The organism is Paenibacillus sp. FSL R7-0302, assembly GCF_038006885.1.
Lineage (GTDB): Bacteria > Bacillota > Bacilli > Paenibacillales > Paenibacillaceae > Paenibacillus_AQ.
The window spans coordinates 5,910,793-5,936,490 of record NZ_JBBOWB010000001.1; the positions used below are offsets into that span (position 1 = coordinate 5,910,793).

Below are 25,698 nucleotides of genomic sequence, written 5' to 3' on the forward strand. Positions count from 1 at the left end.
GGCTTACCGCTGAACACAAAAAAAGATGTCCTAAAGCCATCCATGGCTTCTGCGACATCTTGTCCAGGTAATCTATTCTGTTCCAGCCCTAGAAGAAGAGCTTGAAGATCACTCCCGCCAGCACAGCGCTGATCGGAATCGTAATGAACCAGGTAACCACGATCCGTCCGGCCACTCCCCATTTGACTGCGGAGAAGCGTTTGGCTGAACCTACACCCAGAATCGATGAGGTGATCGCATGGGTTGTACTTACCGGCAGATGCAGGAGCGTGGCTGAGAAAATAACCGAAGCCGCCGAAATATCCGCCGCGAAGCCGTTGATCGGCTCAATTTTGAAAATCTTCGTGCCCATCGTCTTAATAATCTTCCAGCCGCCGATCGACGTTCCGAGTGCCATCGATGTAGCTGCTGCAATCTTAACCCAGAGCGGAACCTCCATCGTATCGAGCCGTCCCGAGGTGACGAGGGCAAAGGTAATGATCCCCATCGCCTTCTGCGCGTCATTCGTACCATGGGTGAAGGATTGCAGTGCAGCCGTCACAATCTGCATCGAACGGAAGCCCTTATTGACCGTATGCGGACTGCGCTTCGCGAAGATCCACTTCAGAATCGTCATCACAATATACCCGATTACAAAAGCGATCAGCGGGGAGAAAACCAGCCCCTCTACGATCTCAACGAACCCGTTCCATTTGATATGCTCTGTCCCTGCCCCGACATAGACCGCACCGGCTAACGCACCGATAAGTGCATGGGAGGAGGACGAAGGAATACCCAGCCACCAGGTCACGAGATTCCAGATAATCGCCGCAATGAGCGTCGCTGTGACAATATCTATCCCGTTGTCCAGGAGGGTGGGATCGGTAATACTGCCCCCGATCTTCTTCGCCACTCCGGTGAACATCAAGGCGCCGATAAAGTTCATCGAGGCGGCCAGCATGATGGCTGTACGCGGCTTCAGCGCACGGGTTGAGACAGAGGTAGCAATCGCATTGGCTGTATCATGGAAGCCGTTGATGAAGTCGAACGCCAGCGCAAGAAAGATAACAAAAGCTAGTACATATATAGATGTATCCATATTTGAGGCCCCTTATGAGTTACGCATGATGATCGATTCCAGCATGTTGGCTACGTCTTCACATTTGTCTGTGGTTGTCTCGAGCCGCTCGTACAATTCTTTGCGCTTAATCAGCTCAATCGGGTCCTTCACAGTCTCGAACAGGGCCTTGGTGCAGATACGCAGGACTTCGTCGCCCTGGTTCTCCAGATCATTCAGACGGATGGTGTATTCGCGGATCGCCAGCAGCTTCTTCTGGGAGAGCAAATGAACCGCCTTCTGGATCTCGTATGCACTCTGGCGGAGAATCTCTGCGAACTGGACAATATACTCATCCGCATCCAGCAGGTTATACATATAGAAACGCGAGGCAGAAGCCTCCAGCCCATCAATGACATCGTCCATGCTTGTAATCAGATCCATGATGTCGTCCCGTTCCAGCGGCGTAATGAACGTCTTGTTCAATTCCTTGATGACAGTGTGTGTGTAGGTATCGCACTGGGATTCGTATTTCTTCATCTCCCCGGCGAAGTTCTCCACATTGCCCTGGAGAGTCGAGATATTCTGAGCGAAATAATCCGCCGCCTGAACAATGGTGTCAGCCATGTTTTCCAGCGTCTCAAAGAATATATCCTTTTTTCTGAGCCTCATTAGCTTTATACCCCTTTACATGAAATTGCCGTAAAAAAATGCAGCCATCCAAATGTAAATGCATGAAAATGAATGACAACCCTTGTTATCTTATCATATCGACAGAAGGGATAGAAGACAAAAAACCGAACTTTTTCACACTATAATAACAATTCCCTGCAACTTACGAAAATAATCATCCGAACATTCAATCTCCAGCCGGAATTAGCGGGACGCAGGCGCCAGCGCATATTCGATATGACTGCTGAACGAGGGGCTGTTCGGAACGATCAGAATATGGGTAATCCCCGGGAACATCAGCGCCTCCTTGCCGTCCTTCTTCACGAACCGGATGACGTCTCCGGGGCTGCGCGACCACTTGCCGTTCATCGCCACGCCGCGCTGTAACAGCACTGCTTCTCCCCCCAGCTCCGTATCCACCTGCAGCCGGCCGACATCGTCCAGCACCTTATGATCCGAACCCATCACGATGATGTTTGCCGCTTCCACCGGACGGTTATTATTCAGATCGAGATGCGGCTTGCCGTTCACCCAGCGGGCGTATGTGCGCTGCTCTGCGTTATAATGGTACCCGACATTGTAGCTCTTCAGCAGGAAGTTCACACCCAGCGCAAGCGCCGGGGTGCCCTCCACAGGAATATAATCCGGATCATTGAAAAGAAAACCAGGAACCTTCACGCTCTCCGCATAACCCAGCTTCACTGCCCCCTCCCGCAGCTTGGCGGCATTGCTGTACAGGTTATGCGGGGCCTTGCGTTCCTTGTCCCGCCAGAAGTAGGCCCCCGCGCGGCCGATTTCGTCCATATCCGCCTTCTTCTGCCGTTGCAGAATGGCATAAGCATCCGGACTGCCTCCGGCATGCACCGTTATGCCGCCGTAGCTCTCGCCGATATCCAGCAGGTAAGGGCGGATACTGCGGATCGGCCCGATCTTCACCACCCCGGCATGACTCTGAAAGATACCGATCAGCCGGGTAATTCCGCCTTCGGCCAGCACCTCGTACAGAATATCTGCCTCGCTGATCCCGGACTGCGGGCGGGCCGCCGGGGCATTATTGATCATGACCGCGAGCGGCCGGGGCAGGCTCTCCTCCTCAACCGGCAGGCCTGTTAAGCCGGAGACTGCTCCGGCGGCAGGCTCAGGAGAGGGGGACTGTACCGCTTCTGTCGGCTGTGGCTCCAGGGTAGGCGCTGCTGTTGGTGCAGACGTAGGTACGGGCACAGGGCTGGCCTGCTCGTTACTGCAGGCAGAGAGCAGCACGGCGGCAAGGACCAGAGCAGATACAGGACGGGATACATAACGGTTCACCGATATAGACACGTTGTTCCTCCTAATCGTAAGTTACAGCTTGCTTCTCTCGATTCTCTTCTATGAAACTCGCTTCCTTTATTTAATCATAGCTGGCAGAGTTTGTCTTGAGTCAAGTGGAAACGGCAGCACAAAAAGAGTACAGCCCTTATAGCAGCTGTACCCTCTATTCATTCCTATATTAATCAAACATCCAGCAGTTCAGGCTGAGCGTACCGTATTGATAGGCCTGAATCATTAACTGTGCCGCTCTGCCTTCATCGGCTGCACCCATTACGTAGAAGAGCGGGATGAAATGTTCCTTGCCGTAAGTTGGTACGGCCTCCCTCACATGCGGAGCTTGCTTCTCATACGCATATAGGGAGGGAAGATCCCAGGCCGCAAGCCGCTCTGCAATCCACCCGTCGAAGTCAAGCGCCCATTGCTCCGGCTGATCCTTCTGCTTCAGCAGCCTGAGGTTATGCACCAGACCGCCGCTGCCGATCAGGAGGACACCTTCCTCACGCAGCGGAGCAAGCATCCGTCCGATGTTGTACTGCTCCTCAGGCGAGCGGAGCGAATCCACGGATAAGGCCACGACCGGAATATCCGCCTGCGGGAACATGGTGCGCAGGATGACCCAGGCACCATGATCCAGCCCACGGCCCAGCACGGGCTGATGGGGCAGATTACTATCCTTGAACAGTTCCGAAATACGGCGGCTGAGTGCGGGATCACCTGGAGCAGGATAACTCAGCTGATACATCTCTTCCGGGAACCCGTAGAAATCATGCTGCGTTTCATGCTGTGCGTCCACTGTGATCAGCTGCTCGGGACTGTCCCAATGAGCTGAGAAGATCACAATGCCGCGGGGCTTCCCCAGATCCGAACCCAGCCGCTGCAGGAAACGCGTGTAGTCGTTATCCTCAAGTACCAGCAGCGGGGAGCCGTGCGCAATGAAAAAGGCCGGTAATTTCATAGGGTAAGAGCCTCCATTTCCGGTATGGTCTTCCCCTTTATTTTACAGCTAATTCCCAGCCATTGCGAGTGCCGTTACCGCTCCTATATCATCCAGTTCTGCCATTCCTCCTGCAGATGCTCCTGCTGGTTCATCCAATCCCGGGTACGCTTCAGCACCTGCTCCTGCGCCGGACCCGAAGAGAAGGTATGATCGCCCTGGAAAATAATCTCCTTGTCGCACCGTCCTTCCGGCCGGGTCCAGAACAGCTTCTGGTAGAGAAACGCATAGTCCACAGGAATCACATCATCGGAGGTTCCGTGGATGACCAGCACATCGCCGCTGAACTTCCCGGCTTCCTGGAACGGCTGGAAGGCAGCCAGGGAATTGAAGTATACCGGCGTGAACGAATAGCCGGCGTAATCTGCTGAACCGCTCTTCACCGACCGGTCGAAGGCATCTCTGCCAACAATCTTGACGATATCATTGAAGGGATAACCGACAGCTGACCACAGTACAAGGTTCTTCACCCGCCGGTCACGTACACCGGTCAGCAGCGCCACCGCGCCGCCCAGACTATGGCCGATCAGCGTTACACGCTGCGGGTCCACATCGGCCGAGCTGATGCCGTAATCCAGCACCGCCCGGGTCTGCCCGATCATCGATTCCATATCTTCGCTGCCGTAATCACCGCTGCTCTCCCCGCAGCCCGCATAATCGAAGCGGATTACCATATAGCCATCCTGCGCCAGCTCACGGGCTGCCTTGACGAAGATCCGGTCGACACCGATCCGGCTGCCCACGAAGCCATGGCAGATCACTGCAAGCGGCACCCGGTTCTTGCACCGTCCTGTCCCTGCCCGGTCTGCAGCCGGATAATGTATGCTCGCTGTCAGTTCCTCTCCGTTATGCCGGATGATGATATTCCGTTCCATTGCGGCGTCCTCCCCTGAATGGCTGATTTATTTTAAAATATGATAATTCCGATTAAATTAGTATGATTAATGTCTCTATTATAATATCTGTGCTAATTTGTTGTCAATACGCATGAAGCCCGCAGCTTACGTCAGCCCTACCGGAGAAAAGGCCCCTTCCACTCCCGCAGGAGCAAAAGAGGCCCATACCCGCTTAGGCATCACTCAGTCATAGCTGTCGTGAAACATATCATGCGTCTCCTGCCGGCCTTCCCAATCCTCGAGCCCGTTCTCCTGGCCCTGCCCCGCAGCATCCCACAGGCTGAAGCCGTCAGAATTGCCCCAGTCCCCCACCTCATTAGTCGGTACAGGCGCGGTGCCGTCGTTCACAGCCTTGCCCGGTTCCTGCTTGTTGTCCTGTTCCATAACGCTCCCTGCCTTCCCTCTAGCTATAGTTGGTGAAGCCACCACCTCTTCAGTGTTTACTCTTCCAAAAGGATTATTCAGACCTTCGTGAACGAACGTTGTCCTTGCACACGGCTGGTGCACAAACGTATACTCTAGGTTGAAGGTATCCTGATCACTCAATGCTGGAGGTATAGGTCCACACTATGAAAGTCAAAGCTATGATGAAGCAGAACAACCTGCTGCGGGAGCAGATGACGCCGTCTAACCGTTCTTATTTCGAAGATATGATTCTGGCGATGCGCGCCAGTTCAGTAGATGCTGTACGTGCAGAGGAGCTGCTGCTGGAGGCGGCTGAGCTGCTGCTGAAGGGACAAGCCAAGGGCAAGAATGCCAAGCAGATTTTTGGCGGGAAGCCCGGTGATTATTTCAAGGACGTGATGGACAGCGCCCCGCCGCGCACACCGCGCAGCCGGCTGAATAACTCCCTGATGATCTCCTGGTCCGCCCTGACCCTGCTGTTCGGGACGATGGGCATTGCCGGTCTGATCACACAGTGGAGCGGCGGCCCGCACGAACTCTTCGGCCAGCTCAGTCTATTCACGCTGGTCGTTGTCGGCGCAGGCTCCATCCTGCTGGTTGAGCTTATTATGAAATGGATGGCCTCCCTGTCCGAGGATGACAGTCCGAAGCCCAAGACCTTCGACATTAAAGCCCTGGGCATCTACATCGGAATTGCTGTGATTGCGGTATTCGCCGGCATATTCCTCGATAATCTGTTCCCGGTGATTCCGGTCTCGCCCTGGGTCAGTCTGGCGCTGGCCGCTGCTGGAGGACTGGGGCTGAAATTCATATTCTTCCCATCTTAGAGACTGTATCCCACATCCATTCCACACAGGAGGAGACTCGAATGAACAAGCATGCCGTTATATCCGCCGCAATCGCCCTGCTCATAGGGCTTCAGGCAGGCGCAGCCGTCCCGGCCGGTGCCGAAGGCAGCGGAAGCAGCCGGACAGGCACTTCCGGTGCAGCTGCAAGCGCTAAGACTGCCAGCCATGCAGAAGCGGTCTATAAAGCCGCGCTGCCGCTGCTGTCCAGCGGTAACCTGCCGGGTGCCATTGCCTATATGAAGACAAAGCTGTATGCAGTCACTCCTTATCAGGCGACTGTACTGACGCTGAAGCTGGAGAACCTGCATAAGGCGCTGCTGCCCTCCTGGGAGAAGAAATTCAGCAGCAGCGAGGTCCAGCGGAAGCTCCTCACCGTCTACAGAGGGGGAGTCAGCATGGAGAAGCTGGCTGAGAGTACGGATAACGCTTCCTTGCGCGCCCTGCTGCAAAGTGCGGGAGAGAGCGGATACAAGCTGGATACCGCCGAGGGCAGCTTTTACCCGGTGATTGATTATGCGGCTTACCGCAAATATAAGCCTTATGTAACGGAGGATATCAGCAGCTATATTTCCATTATGGCAGCTGAATCAGATCTGCCTCCTTCCAAGGATAACGGGCTGATCATTGCTTGGGGTGAGGTAGCCGACCGTGCGCTGACCCAGGAGCAATTCATCCAGACCTATCCCAGATCTAACCGGGTACAGGCCGTCAAGAAGCTGTATAACCAGTATGCTGTGAACACCTTCTACGGCCAGAACAACACCCCGCTCTTCCATTACGATAATCTGGAGATGGATCTGGAGGCGCAGAAGGCCTACACCAGCATCTTGGCCAAGAACAGCAGCTCTAGTGCCTTCCTGCAGAAGCTTGAGGGCTTCATGAAGCTGATGAAGAGTAACGGCTACCTGCTGGACGACGCAGCGGAGCAGTATCTGAAGACTGAGGTGCCCCAGCTGTAGGCGGTTCAATTAAATCCCATACAACGTGAAACAGCCCCGTCCAGACTTTGCTGGGCGGGGCTTACTTTGTCTATATGCAGCTACCCGCCGCACCTCAGATCAGCATACTGAACAGATTAACATCCTTGTTAATCTCCACGTAATCGACGCCCTTCTGCTTCATCCGCTCAATCAGCGGGGCGTAGGCATCGGTAGACATCAGTTCAATGCCGACCAGGGCCGGGCCGTTCTCCTTCTCATTCTTCTTCGTGTACTCGAACCGGGTGATATCATCGTCCGGTCCAACCACCTCGGTCAGGAACTCGCGCAGGGCTCCCGCGCGCTGCGGGAAGTTGACCATGAAGTAATGCTTAAGGCCCTCATAGATCAGGGAACGCTCCTTGATCTCCTGCATCCGGTCAATATCGTTGTTGCCGCCGCTGACGATGCAGACCACGCTTTTGCCCCGGATCTGATCACGGTACATGTCCAGTGCAGCAATGGGGAGGGAACCGGCAGGCTCCACCACAATCGCATTCTCATTATACAGCTCCAGAATGGTGGTACACGCCTTGCCCTCCGGCACCTTCACCACATCATCCAGCAGCTTCGAGCAGATATCGAAGGTCAGGCCGCCGACACGCTTCACCGCCGCGCCGTCCACGAATTTGTTGATCTCCTTCAGGGTGATTACCTCACCGCTCTGCATGGCCTCACTCATCGAAGCCGCGCCGCTAGGCTCCACACCAATAACCTTGGTTGCCGGACTCACCGTCTTGATATAGGTGGCTACACCGGCTGCCAGCCCGCCGCCGCCGATGGTGACGAACACGAAGTCCGCTGGCTTGTCCAGATTCTCCATCACCTCCATGGCAATGGTTCCGTTGCCGGCAATAATACGCGGCTCATCGAACGGGTGAATCAGCGTCATGCTATGGTCAATGCAAGCCTGCAGCGCTTCATCGTAAGCATCATCGAAGGTATCCCCCTTCAGAATCACCTCAACGAATTCGCCGCCGAAGCGCCGGACCTGCTTAATCTTCTGATTAGGAGTAGTGCTCGGCATGAATATCTTGCCTTTGATGCCTAGTGCCTTGCAGGAATAAGCCACGCCCTGGGCATGATTTCCCGCGCTGGCGCAGACGATGCCCTTGGCTCTGTCTTCATCAGACAGACTGCGGATCATATTATAGGCTCCCCGGATTTTGAAGGAGCGTACAATCTGCAGATCCTCACGTTTCAAGTACACATTACAGCCGTATTTGGCCGACAATACCGCATCCAGCTGGAGCGGCGTACGGACGATAACCTCCCGCAGCACATGGTGCGCGCGTACAATATCTTCCATTCCTACGATCCGGTTTTCGCCTTCTCTCATGTTTTCCCCGCCTCACTGTCTCTTTCTTATCGTTTCGCTTCTTGTAACATACTCTTCCAAGGACTTTTTTTCAACCCTTGTCCTCCCCACACACCATAACATCCACTGAGAGTGGAATTGTAACCTGCAGCTCCCCGGCCTATAAGCAAGCGGGCGGTCCGGCATCTACCTGCCGGACCGCCCGCTCAACACAGCCCTCTATACCTTAAACCTCGACACCGCACTCAGCAGCTGCGCCGAGCTAAGCTTGATCTCCTCCATCTCGGCCACGATGCTGCCGGACCGTCCGATGATCTGCTCTGCTCCGGCAGCAATGACTCCCGCTCCTTCCGCTCCCTCATTCGTCGCACTGCCTGTCTCGCTGATCGCAGTAAGCATGCTCTGGATGGAAGCCAGCAGCTCTTCCGAGGTGGCGCTGAAGTCCGTCACCAGCTCCTCGATATACCGGGCATCCTCACTGTACCGCTCTCCGGTCTCCTGCATGGCATCGTAGTCCATCTTCACCTGGCTGTCCATGAAGCCAAGCATACTCTCCGCAGCCTCCACCAGATTGGACACCGCCTCAATTACCGCTCCCGTCACTCCCTGGATCTCAGTCACCGTCTCACGCGAGTTGTCCGCCAGCTTACGGATCTCCTCTGCCACTACAGCGAACCCCCGGCCCGCTTCCCCGGCCCGTGCCGCCTCAATGGAAGCATTCAGCGATAACAGGTTGGTCTGGGCGGCGATCTCCAGAATAGCGCCCGTAAGCGTACTGATCTGCGAGATCGATCCCGACTGTTCAATGGCCGTGCGCAGCTTCTCTTCGCTAAGCCCGTAGACGGTATCCGCCTGTGTGCGGGATTCCCAGGCTCTCTCCTTCAGCCGCTCCGCCCGCAGGTTAATTTCTCCGGCGGCTTCCGCCCCCTCCTGGGCTTTGCGGGCAATCCCGTTGATTGCCGCCTCGATCTGGGTCGTGCTGGCATTCATCTCCTCCATGGAGGCGGCAGTCTGCTGCAAGCCTGCGGACAGCTCCTCCGTAACCCCCGAGATATCAGTGATGCTGCCGTCCAGCACGAATACGTTCTGCTCTGTATTCCCAACCGCGCCCGAGATACTCTGCGAGCTATGCATGATCTCCTGAATCAGCGACTGCTGCGAGGCGATCATATCGTTGAAGCCCTCAGCCAGCACCCCGATCTCTCCTCCCGCAGTTACCCTTGCCCTTACCGACAGGTCCCCCGCCTTCGCCTGCCCGAACGCAGCCGTGAGGAGCGGAATCTGCTTCAGAATACTGCCCGAGACCAGATACAGCAGAACAGACAGCACTGCGATTGAAGCAATAATCGAGAGGAAGAAAATCAGCTCGAAGCGCTTCAGCTCCAGCTCCGCATGCTTCTGCGGTACGATCAGCGCGACTGACCACTGGTTAGCCACAGCCGGTGAATAGGATACATAGCTGGGCTCGCCGTCTATGTCCGCCCGGATGACATTTGAGCCCCACTGCAGCATTTTATCGCCGACCGTCTTCCACGATCCGCCCAGATCAGCCATCTTCTTCAGCAGAATATGATCCGGATTGGGATGATAGATGAAGGTCCCCGTCTCATCAATCAGCACGGCATAGCCGCTGCCTTTATAATGAAAAGCGCCCAGCGCAGCTGTAATCTGCTCAATCGAAATATCTGCACTCGCCACGCCGATCAGCCTGCCGGAATCATCAAGCAGCGGTGTGCTGACACTGACGACCATTTTGCCTGACCCGGCATCAATATAAGGATTGGTAATCGTTACACGCTTGTTCGCAGCCGCAGCGGAATACCAGCTTCGCTCCTTCAGCACGTAGTCTGCCGGAGGCTCGAATTCATCCTGGGTAATCACCTTGTTCACCGCATCCAGACCTATGTATACATTGAGCAAATTCTTATTGTTGTTCTTGATCAGGTTCAGCGTCTCGATCAGTTCCGTGTACCCGTCCGTAGTCTCCAGCGTCTGTGCATCCTTCACCCTTAGAATGAAATCGCGGAGGTAGGCGTTGGCATTGAGAAGCGCCACACTGTCCACAGCAGGCTGCAGGAGGTCATTGACCTGCACCCCGATCGCCCCTTTCTCATACGTCAGCGAGCTCTTCAGCCCGTCCACGAGAAGCTGCTTGGCATTGCTGTAGATCACTACAGACACAGTCGCGAAAATAACCACCACAGACAGAATCACTGACAAAAACAGCTTGCCGCGAATCCCCATATTACGGAGTGAGCCGATAAGCCCCCTCTCCTTGACCCTCTTACTCTTTCCCAGTGCCATAGACCCTCCCACCTTCCATGTATAAAGACCCGGGGCTGTCCCGAATCTTCTCTGTCTTTTCGACTTATTTCTGCAAAAAAACCCTTTATCCCTGTACCGTTTTCCCATAGGCTGTGAAATAAGTGTGTCCATGTCAGGTATTTTATCATAATTATCGAGTTAAACCTCTTATTTACCCCTATCACCGCTTGTTCATGTCAGGTTATTTCCACAAAAAAATACTCCCTTGTATCTGCTGTATTCAGCAAACAAAAGGGAGTAGGATCTCTACACCAATTTTCCAATTCATCTTATCCAGCAATCTGCCGCACTACTGTTCCAGCAGCTCCTGAAACCATTTCAGGTTCAATTCATGATGCGCTCTGACATTATTCATCATCGATTTTGCCATATCGTAGATCTTATCTTGCTTGGCATCCAGCGCATGGTCAATTTCAGCAATTTTGCGCCGTGTCTGCTCCATCTGCACAGCAACAGCCGCCTTAAATTGCTCAGGATCATATTGGTGGGCGAACAGCGTCGTCATATAAAAGGTTAACGTAATATCGTCTGTCTGCAGCGAGTACTTGGCCATCAGCGCTTTGAAATGCTCGTCGCCCTGCGGTGTAATCTCATAGATGTATTGCTCGGGATAATTGTTCACGCTGACGACCTCCACCAGCCGGACCAAGCCTTCCCCCGCTAACTTCTGGAGGTTATAGTACAGCGATCCCTTCGTCATATGAACAAGATACTTGTAATCCCGCTCCTTGAAGACACTGAGCAATTCATAAGCGCTGGATTGTCCGCAATCCTTAAGCAGACCCAGTATAAGTAAGGGTATAATAGCGAATTCCTCTTTCTGTATTTATTGAAAATCACCGAGATGCTCCGCAATCCATTCTCGGAACGTATAGGGCTCCCGGCCAAGAATCGTCAGCACCGTGTCCGTCACGGCGAGCTTATGCTTCAGGGTATACTCCCAGTCCTGTACTCTAAGGGTAATGTATTCTTCAGCGATGTACTTGCTCATATAAGAACGGAAGTCATCGATGGTCTGCTCTTCCAGTGAAATGTATTGTCCCAACTGCTTAGAGATTTCGGTCAGGATATTTCGCTGGCTAAGAATATTGGCTCCTGTGAGCGTCAAGACCTGCCCGGAGAATCTGTCAAAATCCGTTACAACCACACTGATAACCCCGGCAATATCTTCTTCATGTACGCTCGCCAGCTTAGCCTCCAAGGCCGGTAACCGGATCGTCCCCTTATTGTATCTAAAAAGGTCCCTCCAGTAAATGGTATTATGCATGAAGGCCTCGGCCCGGATAAACACATACTGAAAGCCATACGCCTGAATCTGCTCCTCAACCTTCTTATGTTTCATAGCGTTCTCGTTGTAAGCGGCATCCGAGCGGTTGATGGAGGCAGAGGATAAGAACACGATGTTCCGCACACCCTTGGCCCTGGCAGCCTGCAGAATCTCTTCGGCATCATCCAGCAGAATCAGGAATAAGGTCTCCACGCCGTGCAGGCTGTCTGACCAGGCACTGCAATCCTTAATATCCCCGGTAACGATCGTCATGTGACCGGTCTGATCGCTCATCAGCTTCTCAGGTGTGCGGGTGAGGGCTTTGAAATTGACAGCCTTAGACTTGAGGGAATGTACAACCCGGCTTCCAACGGTTCCAGTTGCTCCAGTAATAAATAACATTCGGAGGACCTCTTTTCAGATAATTTAGTCTAATTAGACCACATCACATAATATAGTCTAATTAGACTAGGATGGCAAGGGGTAATATGGTCTTTACACCTCCGCCTCGCCGAATGTGTTCGGTTTTTCGCATACACGGCCGGTGTGCGGTGAAATCAGCGAGGTCACTCCTAATCTCCATAAAAAAACACAGCCCCGGAGGACTGTGCTCTGCTATCCTATATGATTTCTATTGCTTCAGCATCCACTTAAGCAGCTCCGGCAAGCTCGCCCACAAGCGCGAGTGCATAATTACATATTCAATCGCTTCATTGGGATCACCCATGCCGACAAAATCCGGAAGATTATGCGGGAGCCGCTTCATGCCCAGCAGGTAATCCGGCACATGCTCGTTCACTCCGCGGGCTATGCGGTAGAGCATTTTGAGCTGCGAGGTAATACCGTTCTTCTTGAACTCCAGTACAATCCGGTCATAGGCAAAAGCCGCCGCCGCATCCTCTTCACCGTATTTCTTAATGATCCGCTCAGCCTCTTCAAGCTGGTTGCTATACAGGTATACAGCAGTCAGCAGATAGCGGGCACCGGTATTATCATCCTCATTCAGCTCCAGAATATGCTCCAACATCTCTGTTGCTTCCTCCGCCTTACCGCCGAACCAGCAGGATTCCGCGTAGCTCTGGCAGATACGGATATAAGGGCGGGTCTCATAGAGCCCCCAGAAGAACCCTTTATGCTTCGTAAAATAAGACTCGCCCAGCTCCCGTCTGCCTGCGGCGATTCCCGCCTTCAGCAGCTCACGGGCGTCCTCCTCATTCTCCGTCTCCTCGGCCAGAATAAGGTAGGCTTCCGGGCTGTCAGGATAGAGCTCCAGCGCCTTCTCCGCCAGCTGCACCCGGCGCTTCGCAGAGGTTGCCTCCATGGCTTGGGCCAGAAGGGTCTGTGCCTTCTCCTGCGAAGTTCCCGCTCCGTTCAGCGCCATCAAATCGTCCGCTTCCCCGGTCATGCCGTATTCCTCGACATAGTTATATATTTCTTTAACCTTGCGGGAGATCGTGGCCGTGGTAACCGCGTATTTGTCCGCCAGCTCCGCCTGCGACAGCATGAAGCCGTACTCCTCAGACAGCAGGTATTCGATCGCCGCACAGAAGGAGCCGGTCTTCTTCACGGCCGGCTTGGTCTGGCGGGAGAAGCCGTTCCACAGCAGCAGTGCTTCCAGGATCAGCTCCCGGTCATACTGTTCTCTCATGTGCTCGATCAGCTCCAGCGCCAGCTGCTCATGGGCGGGATGCTCCCAGTTCAGCTCCTTCGCCACCATCTTCTTCAGCTTGGGCAGCGTAAGCTTGCCCGTAGCAGAGGCGGCACTTACCGTAGCCGGCTGCTCCTCGTGCACGATTACGCCGGGTATGGTTACAGGTGCTTGCGCCGCTGCATCCCCTGCTGTAACCAGCCGCAGCATCGACTGGGCTGCCAACCGGTCTTTTTCCATGCAGCATTTCTTATATTTGTTCCCGCTTCCACACGGGCATAAGTCATTTCTTCCTACCTTACTCAAAACGAATTCCCCCTTAAATCAGTAACTGTACATCCGCATAAGCATCGCTGTTATTGTACTATTATAGCATTCGTTATGGAATTGTTAAAAAAGGCCTTTCCTTAGAAAGGAAAGACCCTTTATCTGTATATATCCGCACATTTTCCCCCGTACGAGTTGTATTATAGCACTTCTCCTACAACTTGTCAGTCCTTTTTTTGGGACTTTCTCCTCAGACCAGTGCCTTCATTGCGATATCACTGCGGTTCTGTTTACCCGCAAACGTGATACTCTCCGCACTGGCATAGGCCGATGTACGTGCTTCCGCAATGGTTGCCCCTAGGCCTACCACCCCAAGCACACGGCCGCCGGCGGTCACCCAGCCTCCGTCTTCGCTGCGTGCGGTACCTGCATGGAAGACGAGCGCCGAGCCGCTGTCTTCCAGCCCGCTGATCGGCACCCCCTTCGGGTAAGGCCCGGGATATCCCTCCGAAGCCAGCACCACGCAGACTGCCGCCTCAATGCTCCACTCGATCGGAATATCGGCGAGTCTGCCTTCGGTCACAGCCAGGAAAATCTCCAGCAGATCGCTTCGCAGACGGGGAAGAACCACCTGTGTCTCCGGGTCCCCGAAGCGGGCATTGAACTCAATGGTCTTCGGTCTGCCGTCCGGCGAGATCATCAGTCCTGCGAACAGCACTCCGCTGAAGGGACGGCCCTCAGCCACCATCGCTCTGGCTGTCGGCTCAATAATCGTCTCGACCGCTTCACGGATGATCGCTTCATCGATATGCGGCAGCGGGGAATACGTCCCCATGCCTCCCGTATTAGGTCCTTTATCGCCGTCGAATACAGGCTTATGGTCCTGGGCCGCAGCCATCGGCCGCACCGTTTCGCCATCCACGAACGCCAGAATCGACATTTCCTGCCCGGCAAGGAACTCCTCAATCACAACCTGAGCACCGGCTTCACCGAACACCTTGGAAACCATGATATCCTGCAGCGCCTGCTCCGCTTCTTCACGGGAATAAGCAACGGTTACCCCTTTGCCTGCGGCCAGTCCGTCCGCCTTGATGACAATCGGCAGTTCTTGACTCCGCAGATAAGACAAGGCTGTCTCATAATCGCTGAATTTCTCATAAGCGGCTGTCGGAATGCTGTATTTATGCAGCAGATCCTTCATGAAGGTCTTGCTGCCCTCAATCTCTGCGGCATTCTTCCGCGGGCCGAATACAGGGATATCCTGGGCTTCGAAGGCATCCACAATGCCTGCAGCGAGCGGATCATCCGGTCCGATGACCACCAGGCCCACCTTCTTCTCCTTGGCAAAAGCGGTCAGCTTATCGAACTCGAAAACGCCGATCGGTACACATTCCGCAAGCTGCGCAATCCCGGCATTGCCGGGCGCGCAGTAGATTTTACCGGCACGGGGACTGCGGGACAAGCTCCAGATGATCGCATGCTCGCGTCCGCCGCCGCCGACTACTAAAATATCCATAAGGCTCTGATCCTCCCAGCGTGCTAGTGTTTGAAATGGCGAACGCCGGTGAAGACCATGGCAATGCCGTATTCATTGGCAACCTTAATCGATTCCTCGTCCTTGATCGAGCCTCCCGGCTGAATCACTGCCGTAATGCCCGCCTTCGCAGCCATTTCCAGGGTATCGCCCATCGGGAAGAAGGCATCTGATGCCAGCACAGCACCCTTCGCTTTCTCGCCTGCTTGTTCAATGGCAATCTTGGCCGCACCGACACGGTTCATCTGTCCTGCACCCACACCGACTGTCATATCGTCAGCCGCCAGCACGATGGCGTTGGACTTCACATGCTTCACGACCTTCCAGCCGAACAACAGCTGCTTCAGCTCTTGTTCGGTAGGCTTACGGTCTGTTACCACTTGCAATTCCTCAGGATTCACGGAGTGTACGTCGCTCTCCTGCACCACCATTCCCCCTTCAACGGAGGTGACCACAAAGCTGCTTTTACGGGATGCAGCAGTGCTGAGGTTGCCCAGCTTAAGCAGGCGGATATTCTTTTTCTTCGTCAGGATCTCCAGCGCTTCATCCGTGAAGCCTGGGGCCAAGACGATTTCGAGGAAAATATCCTTCAGCAGATTAGCCGTGTCCGCATCAATAATCCGGTTAGCAGCAACAATGCCGCCGAAGATGGAGGTAGGGTCCGCATTGTACGCTTTTTGATACGCTTCATAGACGCTTGTGCCCACGCCCACACCGCAAGGATTCATATGCTTCACGGCTACAACGGCTGGCTCTTCGAATTCTTTGACAATCTGGAGCGCTGCGTTCGCGTCATTGATGTTGTTGTAGGACAGCTCTTTACCGTGCAGCTGCTCGGCAGCCGTAAGGGTATCCTGCGCCGCCAGCGGCTTGCGGTAGAATGCAGCCTTCTGATGCGGGTTCTCGCCGTAGCGCAGATCCTGGATTTTCTCATAAGTGACCGTATAGCGCTCCGGCAGCGGTTCACCGGTGACATTCGCCAGATAATCGGCAATCAGGGCGTCGTAAGCCGCCGTATGGCGGAAGACTTTGGCCGCAAGACGTTTGCGGGTTGCAAGGGTTGTATCTCCACCGGCGCGTACTTCTTCAAGCACATTCGCATAGTCGGCTGCGTCGACCACCACACTGACAAACGCATGGTTCTTCGCCGCAGAACGCAGCATGGTCGGTCCGCCGATATCGATGTTCTCGATAGCCTCTTCATAAGACACATCCGGCTTGGCAATCGTCTCCGCGAACGGATACAGATTCACCACGACGAGGTCGATGTAATCAAGGCCAAGCTCATTCATCTGACGGGTATGCTCTTCGTTGTCACGAACGGCCAGGAGGCCGCTGTGTACGGCCGGGTGCAGAGTTTTGACGCGTCCATCCATGATCTCAGGGAAGCCGGTAACATCAGAGATGCCAATGACCGGAACGCCTTCCTTCGCGAGTAGTGTGCTGGTGCCGCCTGTGGAGATAATTTCTACGCCTAATGCAGACAACTCGCGGCAAAAATCCACGATGCCCTGTTTGTCCGATACGCTGACCAGCGCTCTCTTGATACTCACTTTGAATAGTCCTCCTCTGGATTCACGCTAGATTATTGGGGTGTTGTACGATTGTTTATGGGTTCAGCTGTTCTGAAGCTTCATATCAGAATTACCTTGTACCTATGGAGCTATGGATGATTGCCGGATGAACTGCGGATGATTGCAGCGGCGAATCCTGTAAAATAAGCTGGTAATTTAGGTAATCAGTTGTTTTGGTTGCTTCTGTCCTGCTATATATGCTTTTGTCCTTACGGCAGCAATCCTGTATTTCCGCAATTTCCGGCTATACCGCCAGATCCTCCGTCAAATACTGCCACTTGTGAAGTATTTCCCGAGAAATATCAGAATCGGCCGGGGTTTGCCTGAAATGTCGAAATCACTCCGGTTCAACAGTCAACACAGGTAGCTATACAACAGTTTCGCTTAATCGGCAATGGTCGTCATTCTTCCGTTCAATTCTACTTTTCCGGCGGCAAAAGCACTCACTACCTCAGGATACAGCGCGTATTCCACCTGATGGATGCGTGCAGCCAGCGATTCGGCGGTATCTCCAGACTGGACCTCCACGCTGCGCTGGGCGATCACCGGTCCGGTATCCATGCCTCCATCGACAAAATGCACGGTCACGCCCGTCAGCTTCACGCCGTACTCCAGCGCCTGCCCGATCGCGTCCTTCCCGGCAAACGCCGGCAGCAGCGAAGGATGAATGTTGATGATCCGTCCGGCATACGGTGCGAGCAGGACGGGGGAGATCAGCCGCATATAGCCGGCCAGCACCACCAGTCCGATGTTCCGGCGCTGCAATTCAGCCACAATCGCGGCCTCGTACTGCTCCCAGCCCGCGAAGTCCTTCGGCCGCAGCAGCAGAGCAGGAATTCCTGCCTCCTCTGCCCGCTGTGCTACAGGCGCTTCCGGCTTGTCCGAGACCAGCAGTTCTATGCTGCCTCCGCCCAGCCTGCCCTCCCGCTGTGCCCGGACCAGTGCAGCAAAATTGCTGCCCGTTCCGGAGGCAAAGACAGCGATTCGGCTCCACTCCATCAGACTTCAGCTCCCGTAAAGGTAACGATGCGCTCTCCTTCAGTAACCGTGCCGATCCGGTAAGCCTCTTCCCCGCTGGCCTTAAGCAGCGCAAGTGCACGCTCTCCGTCCGCTTCCGCCACGACCAGCACCAGCCCCACGCCCATATTGAACGTTGTGAACATGTCGCGGTTGCTTACCTGCCCCTTGCTCTGCATCAGGCTGAAGACCGGCTGAATCGGCCAGGAGCCGTAGTTGATCTCTACATTCACATGCTCCGGCAATACGCGGGGAATGTTCTCGATGAACCCGCCGCCGGTAATATGGGCCATGCCCTTGACCGGAAGCTGTTCGAGCAGAGCGAGCAGCGGCTTCACGTAGATTTTGGTCGGAGCCAGCAGTACATCTACGAGGGGAGCCCCAAGTTCAGGCACAACATCATTTAAGCCGTAGCCGCCCTCTTCCAGCAAAAGCTTGCGCACCAGCGAGAAGCCGTTGCTGTGAATCCCGCTCGAAGCCAGGCCGATCACAATGTCTCCAGGAGCGATGTCCGCTCCCGTCACCAGCTTGGCCTTATCGGCCACACCTACGGTGAATCCGGCGATATCATACTCACCAGCCGCATACATGCCCGGCATCTCGGCGGTCTCGCCGCCGATCAGCGCGCAGCCCGCCTGATGGCAGCCTTCCGCGATCCCGGATACGATGGCTTCAATCTTCTCCGGCACGACCTTATCGCAGGCCAGATAATCGAGGAAGAACAGCGGTTCAGCGCCCTGCACCACGATGTCGTTCACGCACATGGCGACCGCATCGATGCCAATCGTGTCGTGGCGGTCAGCCGCGAACGCGATCTTCAGCTTCGTGCCCACACCGTCTGTTCCCGATACGAGAACCGGCTCTTCGTACTTGTCCTTATTCAGGCCGAACAGGGCGCCGAAGCCGCCCAGCTCGGTCATTACTTCCGGCCGGTACGTGCGCTTCACATGCTTCTTCATGCGTTCTACGGCTTCATTGCCAGCTGCAATATCCACTCCGGCGTTTTTATAAGCTTCCGACACTTTTGAGCACCTCATTTAAATTAGTTTAGAGCGCGGGTTCGGGGCGGCAAGGATTTGAACCCCCTTCTGGGGGGTGGTTATAGTCGTCATTCCGAGGAACATTTGGACTTCCGGTCGCTGTTATATTTGGATTTCCTTGATTTGAACCGCCGGCCGCGGTAGAAATCCAAATATAAAGGCGAACGCTACCGCTCCTACAGTTCCAAATTTCCTCTCCATGACTCCAACCACCGGGTTTTCAAACCCGTGCCGCAAGCCGAAATTTCGCGCCTTGCACAGCAGCAAGGGGTCGGCGCTGGGCTTCGCACAGCGCCTCCTTAGGTAACCGCTCCCCCGACTTTGCGATAGCAAACAGGACAGGGACGGGAGCTCTCCCCGCACGGGGCGAAGCCGTGCGGTCCCTAAAGCGACAGAGCCTCCGATTTTGCGACAGCAAACAGGACAGGGTCTGGGGCACTTCTGCGCACGGGGCGAAGCCGTGCGGTCTCTAGGGCGACAGAATCTCCGGATTTGCGCAGCAAACAGGACAGATTCTGGAGCCAGAGGGCCCGGCGGACCGCAGGCCGCCGGGGGGCAGCGCCGTGAAGCGTGTCCCGTCCGTGCGCAGCACACAGGGACAAAGCGGGCATCCACACCCACGCCCTCTTAGCAAGTTTATAGCAAACTCCTCACACCAAACTTTCGGGTGGCCGGAGGGCAGCGCCCTCCGGAATCCCCCTTTGTAAGGGGGACTTAGGGGGATGGGCACCAGATGTTAACACGAGCATCCGTCCTTCTCTTCCCCGCCGAAATCCACCTGTGTCGGGTAATCATTGTCGAAGCAGGACAGGCATAGACCGCCTTTGTAGTCGTCACTATTATAGCCGCCGATGGACTGGATCAGTCCGTCGGGCGAGAGGAACGCCAGAGAATCGGCGTTGATCTCCTCGCACATCTCGGCGATGCTCTTATACGAGGCAATCAGCTCGCGGCGGTCGGGCGTATCAATGCCATAGAAGCATGGATTCTTGAACGGCGGCGAGGTAATCCGCACGTGGACCTCTACCGCTCCGGCTTCGCGCAGCAGGTTGACGATCCGGCGCGAGGTGGTGCCGCGCACGATGGAATCGTCGATCATCACTACGCGCTGGCCTTCCACGACGCGGCGTACCGCGCTGAGCTTCATCTTCACGCCCTGCTCACGCAGCTCCTGGCTGGGCTGGATGAACGTGCGGCCGGTATACTTGTTCTTGATCAGCCCCAGCTCGTACGGGATGCCCGTCTGCTCGGCATAGCCGATGGCGGCAGAGATACTGGAATCCGGCACGCCGGTGACAATATCCGCATCCACGAAGGCTTCGAGCGCCATGCGGCTGCCCATCCGCTTGCGGGCGGAGTGCAGGTTGGAGCCGTTCAGGTCGCTGTCCGGGCGGGCGAAGTAGATGTACTCCATCGCGCACAGCGCTTTGCGCTTAGGCTCGGCGAAGCGGTCTTCGCGGAAGCCATCCTTATCGAGCACCAACAGTTCACCCGGTTCAATATCACGCACCAGCTGGGCACCGATGACTTCAAGCGCACACGACTCGGAAGCGAAGACATAGGCTTCGCCCAGACGGCCCATCACGAGCGGACGGAGTCCGTGGGTGTCTGATGCGACAATCAGCTTGTCATTGGTCATCAAGAGGAAGGCGAAGCCGCCGACCAGCTGCGATAGGGCATCCTTCGTGGCTTCGACAAAATCCTTCTGCGAACGCGCAATCAGATGCGCCAGCACCTCGGTATCACTGGTCGTCTGGAAGATCGAGCCGCCCTGCTCCAGCTGCTTGCGGATCAGCGGTTCGTTGACGATATTGCCGTTCGTGGCAATCGCCAGATCGCCGTCACGGTATTTGAAGACCAGCGGCTGCGCATTGGTCAGCCGGCTGTCTCCGCTGGTCGAGTACCGTACATGCCCGATGGACATGTCTCCCACCAGCGAAGCAATCTTGTCTTTGTCGAAGACTTCCTTCACCAGACCCATGCCGCGATGATAGTTGAAGTCGCGTCCATCTGCCACGCAGATACCTGCGCTCTCTTCTCCCCGGTGCTGCAGGGCATGCAGGCCGTAATAGGACATGGAGGCGGCTTCCGGGTGTCCGAAGACCCCGAAGACGCCGCATTCCTCTTTTAATGTGTCAAAAATATCTCCCGAGCCCGTTCCTTCGTTGTAAAAGTCGCCGGTCCACAGGATAGGGGCTTCCTGCTTGTTCCCGGTCTTTATTTCATAAGACATGGAATAGCATCCTCCCAAATGGTCTTGAGTTCAGTAACGGCTTCATCCAGTGCAGCCGATCCGTCCAGATCAACACGCAGGCGGTCCCCGCCAACGGTTCCAATGATCTCAACAGGTACGCCGTAAGCGGCTACTGCAGCCTTCAGCTCTTCTGCACGGTCAGGTGCCGAAGTCAGGATAATACGGGACTGGCTCTCGCTGAACAGTGCTACATCCGGGCGAAGTCCGCCGGCAGACAGCTCAATATTCGCTCCAATGCTGCCGCTGATGCAGCTCTCAGCAAGTGCTCCGGCCAGACCGCCTTCAGACAAGTCATGCGCCGAGCGTACCAGACCGCTGCGGATTGCAGCAAGAACAGCATCCAGCAGCTTGCGCTCTGTCGCCAGGTCCAGCTCAGGCGGACGGCCTTCGGTGACGCCGTGAACGGCATACTGGAATTCACTGCCGCCCAGCTCTGCCTTCGTAACGCCAAGTAGCAGTACAGCATCGCCTTCCTGCTTGAAGGCCTGGGTTGTAATATGATCGGTATCTTCAATGAGCCCTACCATGCCCACAACCGGTGTCGGGTAGATAGCTCCCGAAGCATTCTCATTGTACAGACTGACATTCCCGCCGATAACCGGCGTATCCAGCACCCGGCAGGCTTCCGCCATACCGTCTACCGCGCGCTCCATCTGCCAGAAGATCTCCGGCTTCTCCGGACTGCCGAAATTCAGGTTGTCCGTGATTGCCAGCGGCAGGGCACCGGAGCAGACGATATTACGCGCCGCTTCGCTGACAGCAATGCGTCCGCCCACCTCAGGATCAAGGTAGACATAACGTCCGTTACAGTCCGTAGTCATCGCCAGCCCCTTACGTGTACCGTGGATGGTTACCACCGCCGCATCGGAACCTGGACGAACCGCTGTGCTAGTGCGGACCATATAATCGTATTGGTTGTATACCCAAGCCTTGCTGGCTACAGTAGGTGAGCCCAATACTGTACGCAGCGCGCCGCCCAGATCAGTCACTTCCTCATAACGAAGTGTATCAATAGAGGCATTCTCCTCATAGTAAGCAGGAACGGCAGACGGTTTGTTATAAATCGGACATTCATCTACCAGCGCCTTCACCGGCATATCGCCGACCACTTCGCCGTGATGGAACAGCTTCAGGCGGCCGTCATCGGTCACCTTCCCCACCTTGCGGCAGATCACGCCCCAGCGGTCAAAAATCTCCTGCGCCTGCGCCTCATCCTTAGGCTCCACCACGAACAGCATCCGCTCCTGGGATTCCGAGAGCATCATTTCATACGGGGTCATTCCGTCTTCACGCTGCGGCACCTGATCCAGATACAGCTCCAGACCATTACCCGCCTTGCTCGCCATTTCCGCGCTGGAGCAGGTCAGTCCGGCTGCGCCCATATCCTGAATGCCGAGGACGATGCCGCTGTCGATCAGCTCCAGACAGGATTCCATTACCAGCTTCTCCATGAACGGATCGCCGACCTGAACTGCTGTTTTCTTAGCTTCGGATTCTTCACTAAGCTCCACAGAGGCGAAGGTCGCACCATGAATGCCGTCACGGCCAGTAGGCGGACCTACGTAGAACACGGGGTTACCTACCCCTTTGGCGACACCGCGCTGGATTTTATCATGGTCAATCAGACCGACACACATTGCGTTCACCAGCGGATTGCCGTCATAGCTGTTGTCGAACATAATTTCCCCGCCGACGGTAGGGATGCCGATACAGTTGCCGTAGCCTGCGATCCCGGACACAACATGCTCGAACAGATATTTTACCCGGTCGCTCTCAAGCTTCCCGAACCGCAGAGAGTTCAGCAAGGCCACCGGTCTTGCGCCCATGGAGAAAATATCGCGGATAATCCCGCCCACCCCGGTCGCCGCGCCCTGATAAGGCTCTACCGCCGACGGATGGTTGTGGCTTTCGATTTTGAAGACAACGGCCTGGTTATCACCGATGTCCACGATGCCCGCGCCTTCGCCCGGTCCCATCAGCACCTTAGGCCCGCTTGTCGGGAAGCGGCTCAGCAGCGGCTTGGAGTTCTTATATGCACAGTGCTCAGACCACATGACGCTGAACACACCGATTTCTGTATAGTTGGGTTTACGTCCCATGAAGGAGGTAATGAGCTCATATTCGCTGTCTGATACACCGAACTGACTGTAGATTTTCTGCTCCGCGATCTGCTCTGCGGTCGGCTCCTTAGCGGATACTTGCTGCGTCATAACGATCCCTCCATGTCTTGAGAATGGATGTGAACATCCGTTTGCCGTCTTCTGAGCCCAGCAGGCTATTCGCTGCACGCTCCGGGTGAGGCATCATGCCGACTACATTGCCCGCCCTATTACTGACTCCGGCAATATCGGCCACCGAACCGTTCGGGTTGTCACTGTAGGTGAATACGATCTGATTATTCGCTTGCAGCTCTGCGAGCGTCTCTTCATCACAATAATAATTCCCTTCGCCATGCGCGATCGGAATGACGATCTCTTCATCCTTCGCATAGTCAATAGTAAACGGGGTTGTGTTATTAACGACCTTAAGCACTGTATCATGACAACGGAACTTCATCGACATGTTGCGGCGCAGCGCGCCCGGCAGGAGACCCGCCTCGGTCAGAATCTGGAACCCGTTGCAGATGCCAAGCACGAATTTGCCCTGCTCTGCCGCCTTAGCCACTTCAGCCATTACCGGAGCGAACCGGGAGATTGCGCCGCAGCGCAGATAGTCACCATAAGAGAAGCCGCCAGGCACGAGGATGCAGTCATACGCCGACAGGTCTGTCGCTGTATGCCATACATAATCTACTGGTTCGCCAAGACTGTCTTCTACTGCCTTGTAGCAGTCAATGTCACAATTGGAGCCTGGAAAGACAAGTACCGCAAATTTCATGACGTTTAGTCCTCCAATTCGTAGCGGTAATCCTCGATCACCGTGTTGGCCAGCAGCTTCTCGCACATTTCCTTCAGGCGTCCTTCCGCTTCTGCGCGGTTATCGGTATCCAAGGTCAGCTCCATATATTTGCCGATCCGCAGACTTTCAACTTCCTGGAATCCAACGGAATGCAGGGCACCCTGCACGGCAACTCCCTGAGGGTCGAGCACGCTTTTCTTGATGGTGACGTAGACTGTCGCTTTTAACATACGCTTGTAGTTCCTCCTAGAATTTAATGAACTGAATTGGGCTTAATGGCAGCTTGCTTAACTGCATAATGTACAGCTATATTCTCAATATTCTCTGCAAAATTAGCCTTAGTTGCATTTCATACAGCTATTTCTACGGACATCTGCGTTTCAGGTCATCCCGCTAATGTTTAGTTGTACCAGATACAATTAAACAGCAAATGGCCTCTTTTTCGGGCAAAATAACTGTAGAGAATGCAATTAAAGTTGGCTGCAGCTGTTCAGAATAGGATCATACGATAATCTATAACGACTTCCCGGTCAGGCGGTGATAGATATCCAGGTACCGGCGCGACGTCTCTTCAACCACCTCAGGCGGCAACGGGTCCGGCTTACTGTTCTTGTCCCAGGAGGAGGCTGACAGGTACGTGCGAACCGGCTCCTTATCCATGCTGTCGATCTCGATATCCAGTGCGTACTTGTCCTTGGCCCAGAAGCGGGAAGCATCCGGCGTGAAAATCTCATCGATCAGAATCACCTTACCGTCCAGCAGCCCGAACTCGAATTTGCAATCGGCGAGGATGATGCCGCGTTCTTCACAATAGGCTCTGGCAAAAGCGAACAGCTTCAGGCTCTTCTCCTTCAGCTCCAGCGCAAGCTCTGCGCCGATCTGCTCCTGCATCTGCTCAAAAGGGATATCCTCATCATGGCCGACATCATTTTTGGCTGCCGGTGTGAAAATCGGTTCGGCCAGCACTGCATTCTTGTGCAGTCCCTTAGGAAGCACGATTCCGTTCACCTTGCCGGTCTCCTGATACTGCCTCCAGCCGCCTCCGGTAATGCAGCCGCGCACGACACATTCGATATCAATCCGTTCGGCTTTGCGGACGACCATGATCCGGTTCTTCAGCGCTTCACGGTCCTTCACAATATCCCCGAGCTTGTCCACCTCGATATGCACCACATGGTTCTCGATCAGCTCCCGGGTCTGGCCGAACCAAAAGGCGCTGAGCCGGTTGAGCACATTGCCCTTATCCGGCACTGCCGGGTCCAGCACATAGTCGAAGGCAGAGATCCGGTCTGTCACCACGATCAGTACCTCATCCCCCAAATCATACAGCTCACGAACCTTGCCTTTGTAGAGCAGCGGCGCATTTACAAGTTCCACGGCAGTGGATACGGCCGATGATGTCATGACCTTTCCTCCC

The 25,698-nt window shown here is 55.0% G+C and carries 22 protein-coding genes; 2 read left to right on the forward strand and 20 right to left on the reverse strand.

The genetic code is table 11. From position 1 onward, the window contains the following. Positions 1-88 precede the first annotated feature (88 nt). From MKY96_RS25460 to MKY96_RS25485, 6 genes are all read right to left on the reverse strand, one after another. On the reverse strand, positions 89-1,078 hold the full coding sequence (locus MKY96_RS25460; protein ID WP_340944350.1) for an inorganic phosphate transporter: 990 nt from the start codon (positions 1,076-1,078) through the stop codon (positions 89-91). Positions 1,079-1,090: 12 nt separating this feature from the next. Then, positions 1,091-1,708, reverse strand: coding sequence for a DUF47 domain-containing protein (locus MKY96_RS25465; RefSeq protein WP_036730910.1), 618 nt, complete (start codon positions 1,706-1,708; stop codon positions 1,091-1,093). 204 nt (positions 1,709-1,912) lie between these two features. Then, a complete protein-coding gene (locus MKY96_RS25470) occupies positions 1,913-3,028 on the reverse strand; it encodes a DUF3048 domain-containing protein (RefSeq protein WP_340944352.1) in 1,116 nt (371 codons plus the stop codon). A 169-nt stretch (positions 3,029-3,197) separates the two neighbouring features. Next, the gene (locus tag MKY96_RS25475; RefSeq protein ID WP_036730914.1) at positions 3,198-3,974 is read right to left on the reverse strand and encodes a DODA-type extradiol aromatic ring-opening family dioxygenase; all 777 of its coding nucleotides are present in this window, start codon (positions 3,972-3,974) and stop codon (positions 3,198-3,200) included. Positions 3,975-4,057: 83 nt separating this feature from the next. After that, on the reverse strand, positions 4,058-4,888 hold the full coding sequence (locus MKY96_RS25480) for an alpha/beta hydrolase family protein (RefSeq protein ID WP_036730916.1): 831 nt from the start codon (positions 4,886-4,888) through the stop codon (positions 4,058-4,060). 204 nt (positions 4,889-5,092) lie between these two features. Then, complete coding sequence (locus MKY96_RS25485) at positions 5,093-5,293, reverse strand: hypothetical protein (RefSeq protein WP_340944354.1); 201 nt, start codon at positions 5,291-5,293, stop codon at positions 5,093-5,095. Between the two features lie 185 nt (positions 5,294-5,478). Between MKY96_RS25485 and MKY96_RS25490 the strand changes: the two genes are divergently transcribed. Both MKY96_RS25490 and MKY96_RS25495 read left to right on the forward strand, forming a co-directional pair. Then, the gene (locus MKY96_RS25490; RefSeq protein ID WP_340944356.1) at positions 5,479-6,141 is read left to right on the forward strand and encodes a DUF1129 family protein; all 663 of its coding nucleotides are present in this window, start codon (positions 5,479-5,481) and stop codon (positions 6,139-6,141) included. Positions 6,142-6,182: 41 nt separating this feature from the next. Further along, the gene (locus MKY96_RS25495) at positions 6,183-7,121 is read left to right on the forward strand and encodes a hypothetical protein (protein WP_340944358.1); all 939 of its coding nucleotides are present in this window, start codon (positions 6,183-6,185) and stop codon (positions 7,119-7,121) included. A 94-nt stretch (positions 7,122-7,215) separates the two neighbouring features. Here MKY96_RS25495 and ilvA read toward each other — a convergent pair whose 3' ends face one another. From ilvA to MKY96_RS25565, 14 genes are all read right to left on the reverse strand, one after another. After that, positions 7,216-8,478 carry a threonine ammonia-lyase IlvA gene (gene ilvA, locus MKY96_RS25500; RefSeq protein ID WP_076080190.1) on the reverse strand — a complete coding sequence of 421 codons (1,263 nt, stop codon included), beginning with the start codon at positions 8,476-8,478 and terminating at the stop codon, positions 7,216-7,218. 198 nt (positions 8,479-8,676) lie between these two features. After that, entirely contained in the window at positions 8,677-10,761 is a 2,085-nt protein-coding gene (locus MKY96_RS25505; RefSeq protein WP_340944360.1) for a methyl-accepting chemotaxis protein, read from the reverse strand. Positions 10,762-11,071: 310 nt separating this feature from the next. Further along, on the reverse strand, positions 11,072-11,608 hold the full coding sequence (locus MKY96_RS25510; RefSeq protein ID WP_340944780.1) for a PadR family transcriptional regulator: 537 nt from the start codon (positions 11,606-11,608) through the stop codon (positions 11,072-11,074). Beyond that, on the reverse strand, positions 11,609-12,451 hold the full coding sequence (locus tag MKY96_RS25515; RefSeq protein WP_340944361.1) for an NmrA family NAD(P)-binding protein: 843 nt from the start codon (positions 12,449-12,451) through the stop codon (positions 11,609-11,611). It lies immediately after the preceding gene. Positions 12,452-12,680: 229 nt separating this feature from the next. Further along, positions 12,681-14,003, reverse strand: coding sequence for an SEC-C metal-binding domain-containing protein (locus tag MKY96_RS25520; RefSeq protein ID WP_340944362.1), 1,323 nt, complete (start codon positions 14,001-14,003; stop codon positions 12,681-12,683). A gap of 211 nt (positions 14,004-14,214) precedes the next feature. Continuing rightward, positions 14,215-15,480 carry a phosphoribosylamine--glycine ligase gene (gene purD, locus MKY96_RS25525; RefSeq protein ID WP_340944363.1) on the reverse strand — a complete coding sequence of 422 codons (1,266 nt, stop codon included), beginning with the start codon at positions 15,478-15,480 and terminating at the stop codon, positions 14,215-14,217. Positions 15,481-15,503: 23 nt separating this feature from the next. Continuing rightward, the gene (purH, locus tag MKY96_RS25530) at positions 15,504-17,051 is read right to left on the reverse strand and encodes a bifunctional phosphoribosylaminoimidazolecarboxamide formyltransferase/IMP cyclohydrolase (RefSeq protein WP_340944364.1); all 1,548 of its coding nucleotides are present in this window, start codon (positions 17,049-17,051) and stop codon (positions 15,504-15,506) included. Positions 17,052-17,456: 405 nt separating this feature from the next. Further along, the gene (gene purN / locus MKY96_RS25535) at positions 17,457-18,071 is read right to left on the reverse strand and encodes a phosphoribosylglycinamide formyltransferase (protein ID WP_340944366.1); all 615 of its coding nucleotides are present in this window, start codon (positions 18,069-18,071) and stop codon (positions 17,457-17,459) included. Beyond that, positions 18,071-19,111, reverse strand: a complete 1,041-nt coding sequence (purM, locus tag MKY96_RS25540) for a phosphoribosylformylglycinamidine cyclo-ligase (protein ID WP_340944368.1) — start codon at positions 19,109-19,111, stop codon at positions 18,071-18,073. The genes purN and purM overlap by 1 nt, the downstream gene beginning before the upstream one ends. Positions 19,112-19,865: 754 nt before the next feature. Continuing rightward, entirely contained in the window at positions 19,866-21,362 is a 1,497-nt protein-coding gene (gene purF, locus MKY96_RS25545; RefSeq protein WP_340944370.1) for an amidophosphoribosyltransferase, read from the reverse strand. After that, entirely contained in the window at positions 21,347-23,593 is a 2,247-nt protein-coding gene (gene purL, locus MKY96_RS25550) for a phosphoribosylformylglycinamidine synthase subunit PurL (protein ID WP_340944371.1), read from the reverse strand. Before purL ends, purF begins: the two co-directional genes overlap by 16 nt. Then, positions 23,571-24,260: a phosphoribosylformylglycinamidine synthase subunit PurQ gene (gene purQ, locus MKY96_RS25555; protein ID WP_238653883.1), complete on the reverse strand. Its 690-nt coding sequence runs from the start codon at positions 24,258-24,260 to the stop codon at positions 23,571-23,573. Before purQ ends, purL begins: the two co-directional genes overlap by 23 nt. A 5-nt stretch (positions 24,261-24,265) precedes the next feature. Continuing rightward, complete coding sequence (gene purS, locus MKY96_RS25560) at positions 24,266-24,511, reverse strand: phosphoribosylformylglycinamidine synthase subunit PurS (RefSeq protein ID WP_019913657.1); 246 nt, start codon at positions 24,509-24,511, stop codon at positions 24,266-24,268. A gap of 283 nt (positions 24,512-24,794) precedes the next feature. After that, positions 24,795-25,685 (reverse strand): phosphoribosylaminoimidazolesuccinocarboxamide synthase, encoded by an 891-nt coding sequence (locus MKY96_RS25565; RefSeq protein ID WP_340944372.1) that lies wholly within the window; start codon positions 25,683-25,685, stop codon positions 24,795-24,797. Positions 25,686-25,698: the final 13 nt, after the last annotated feature.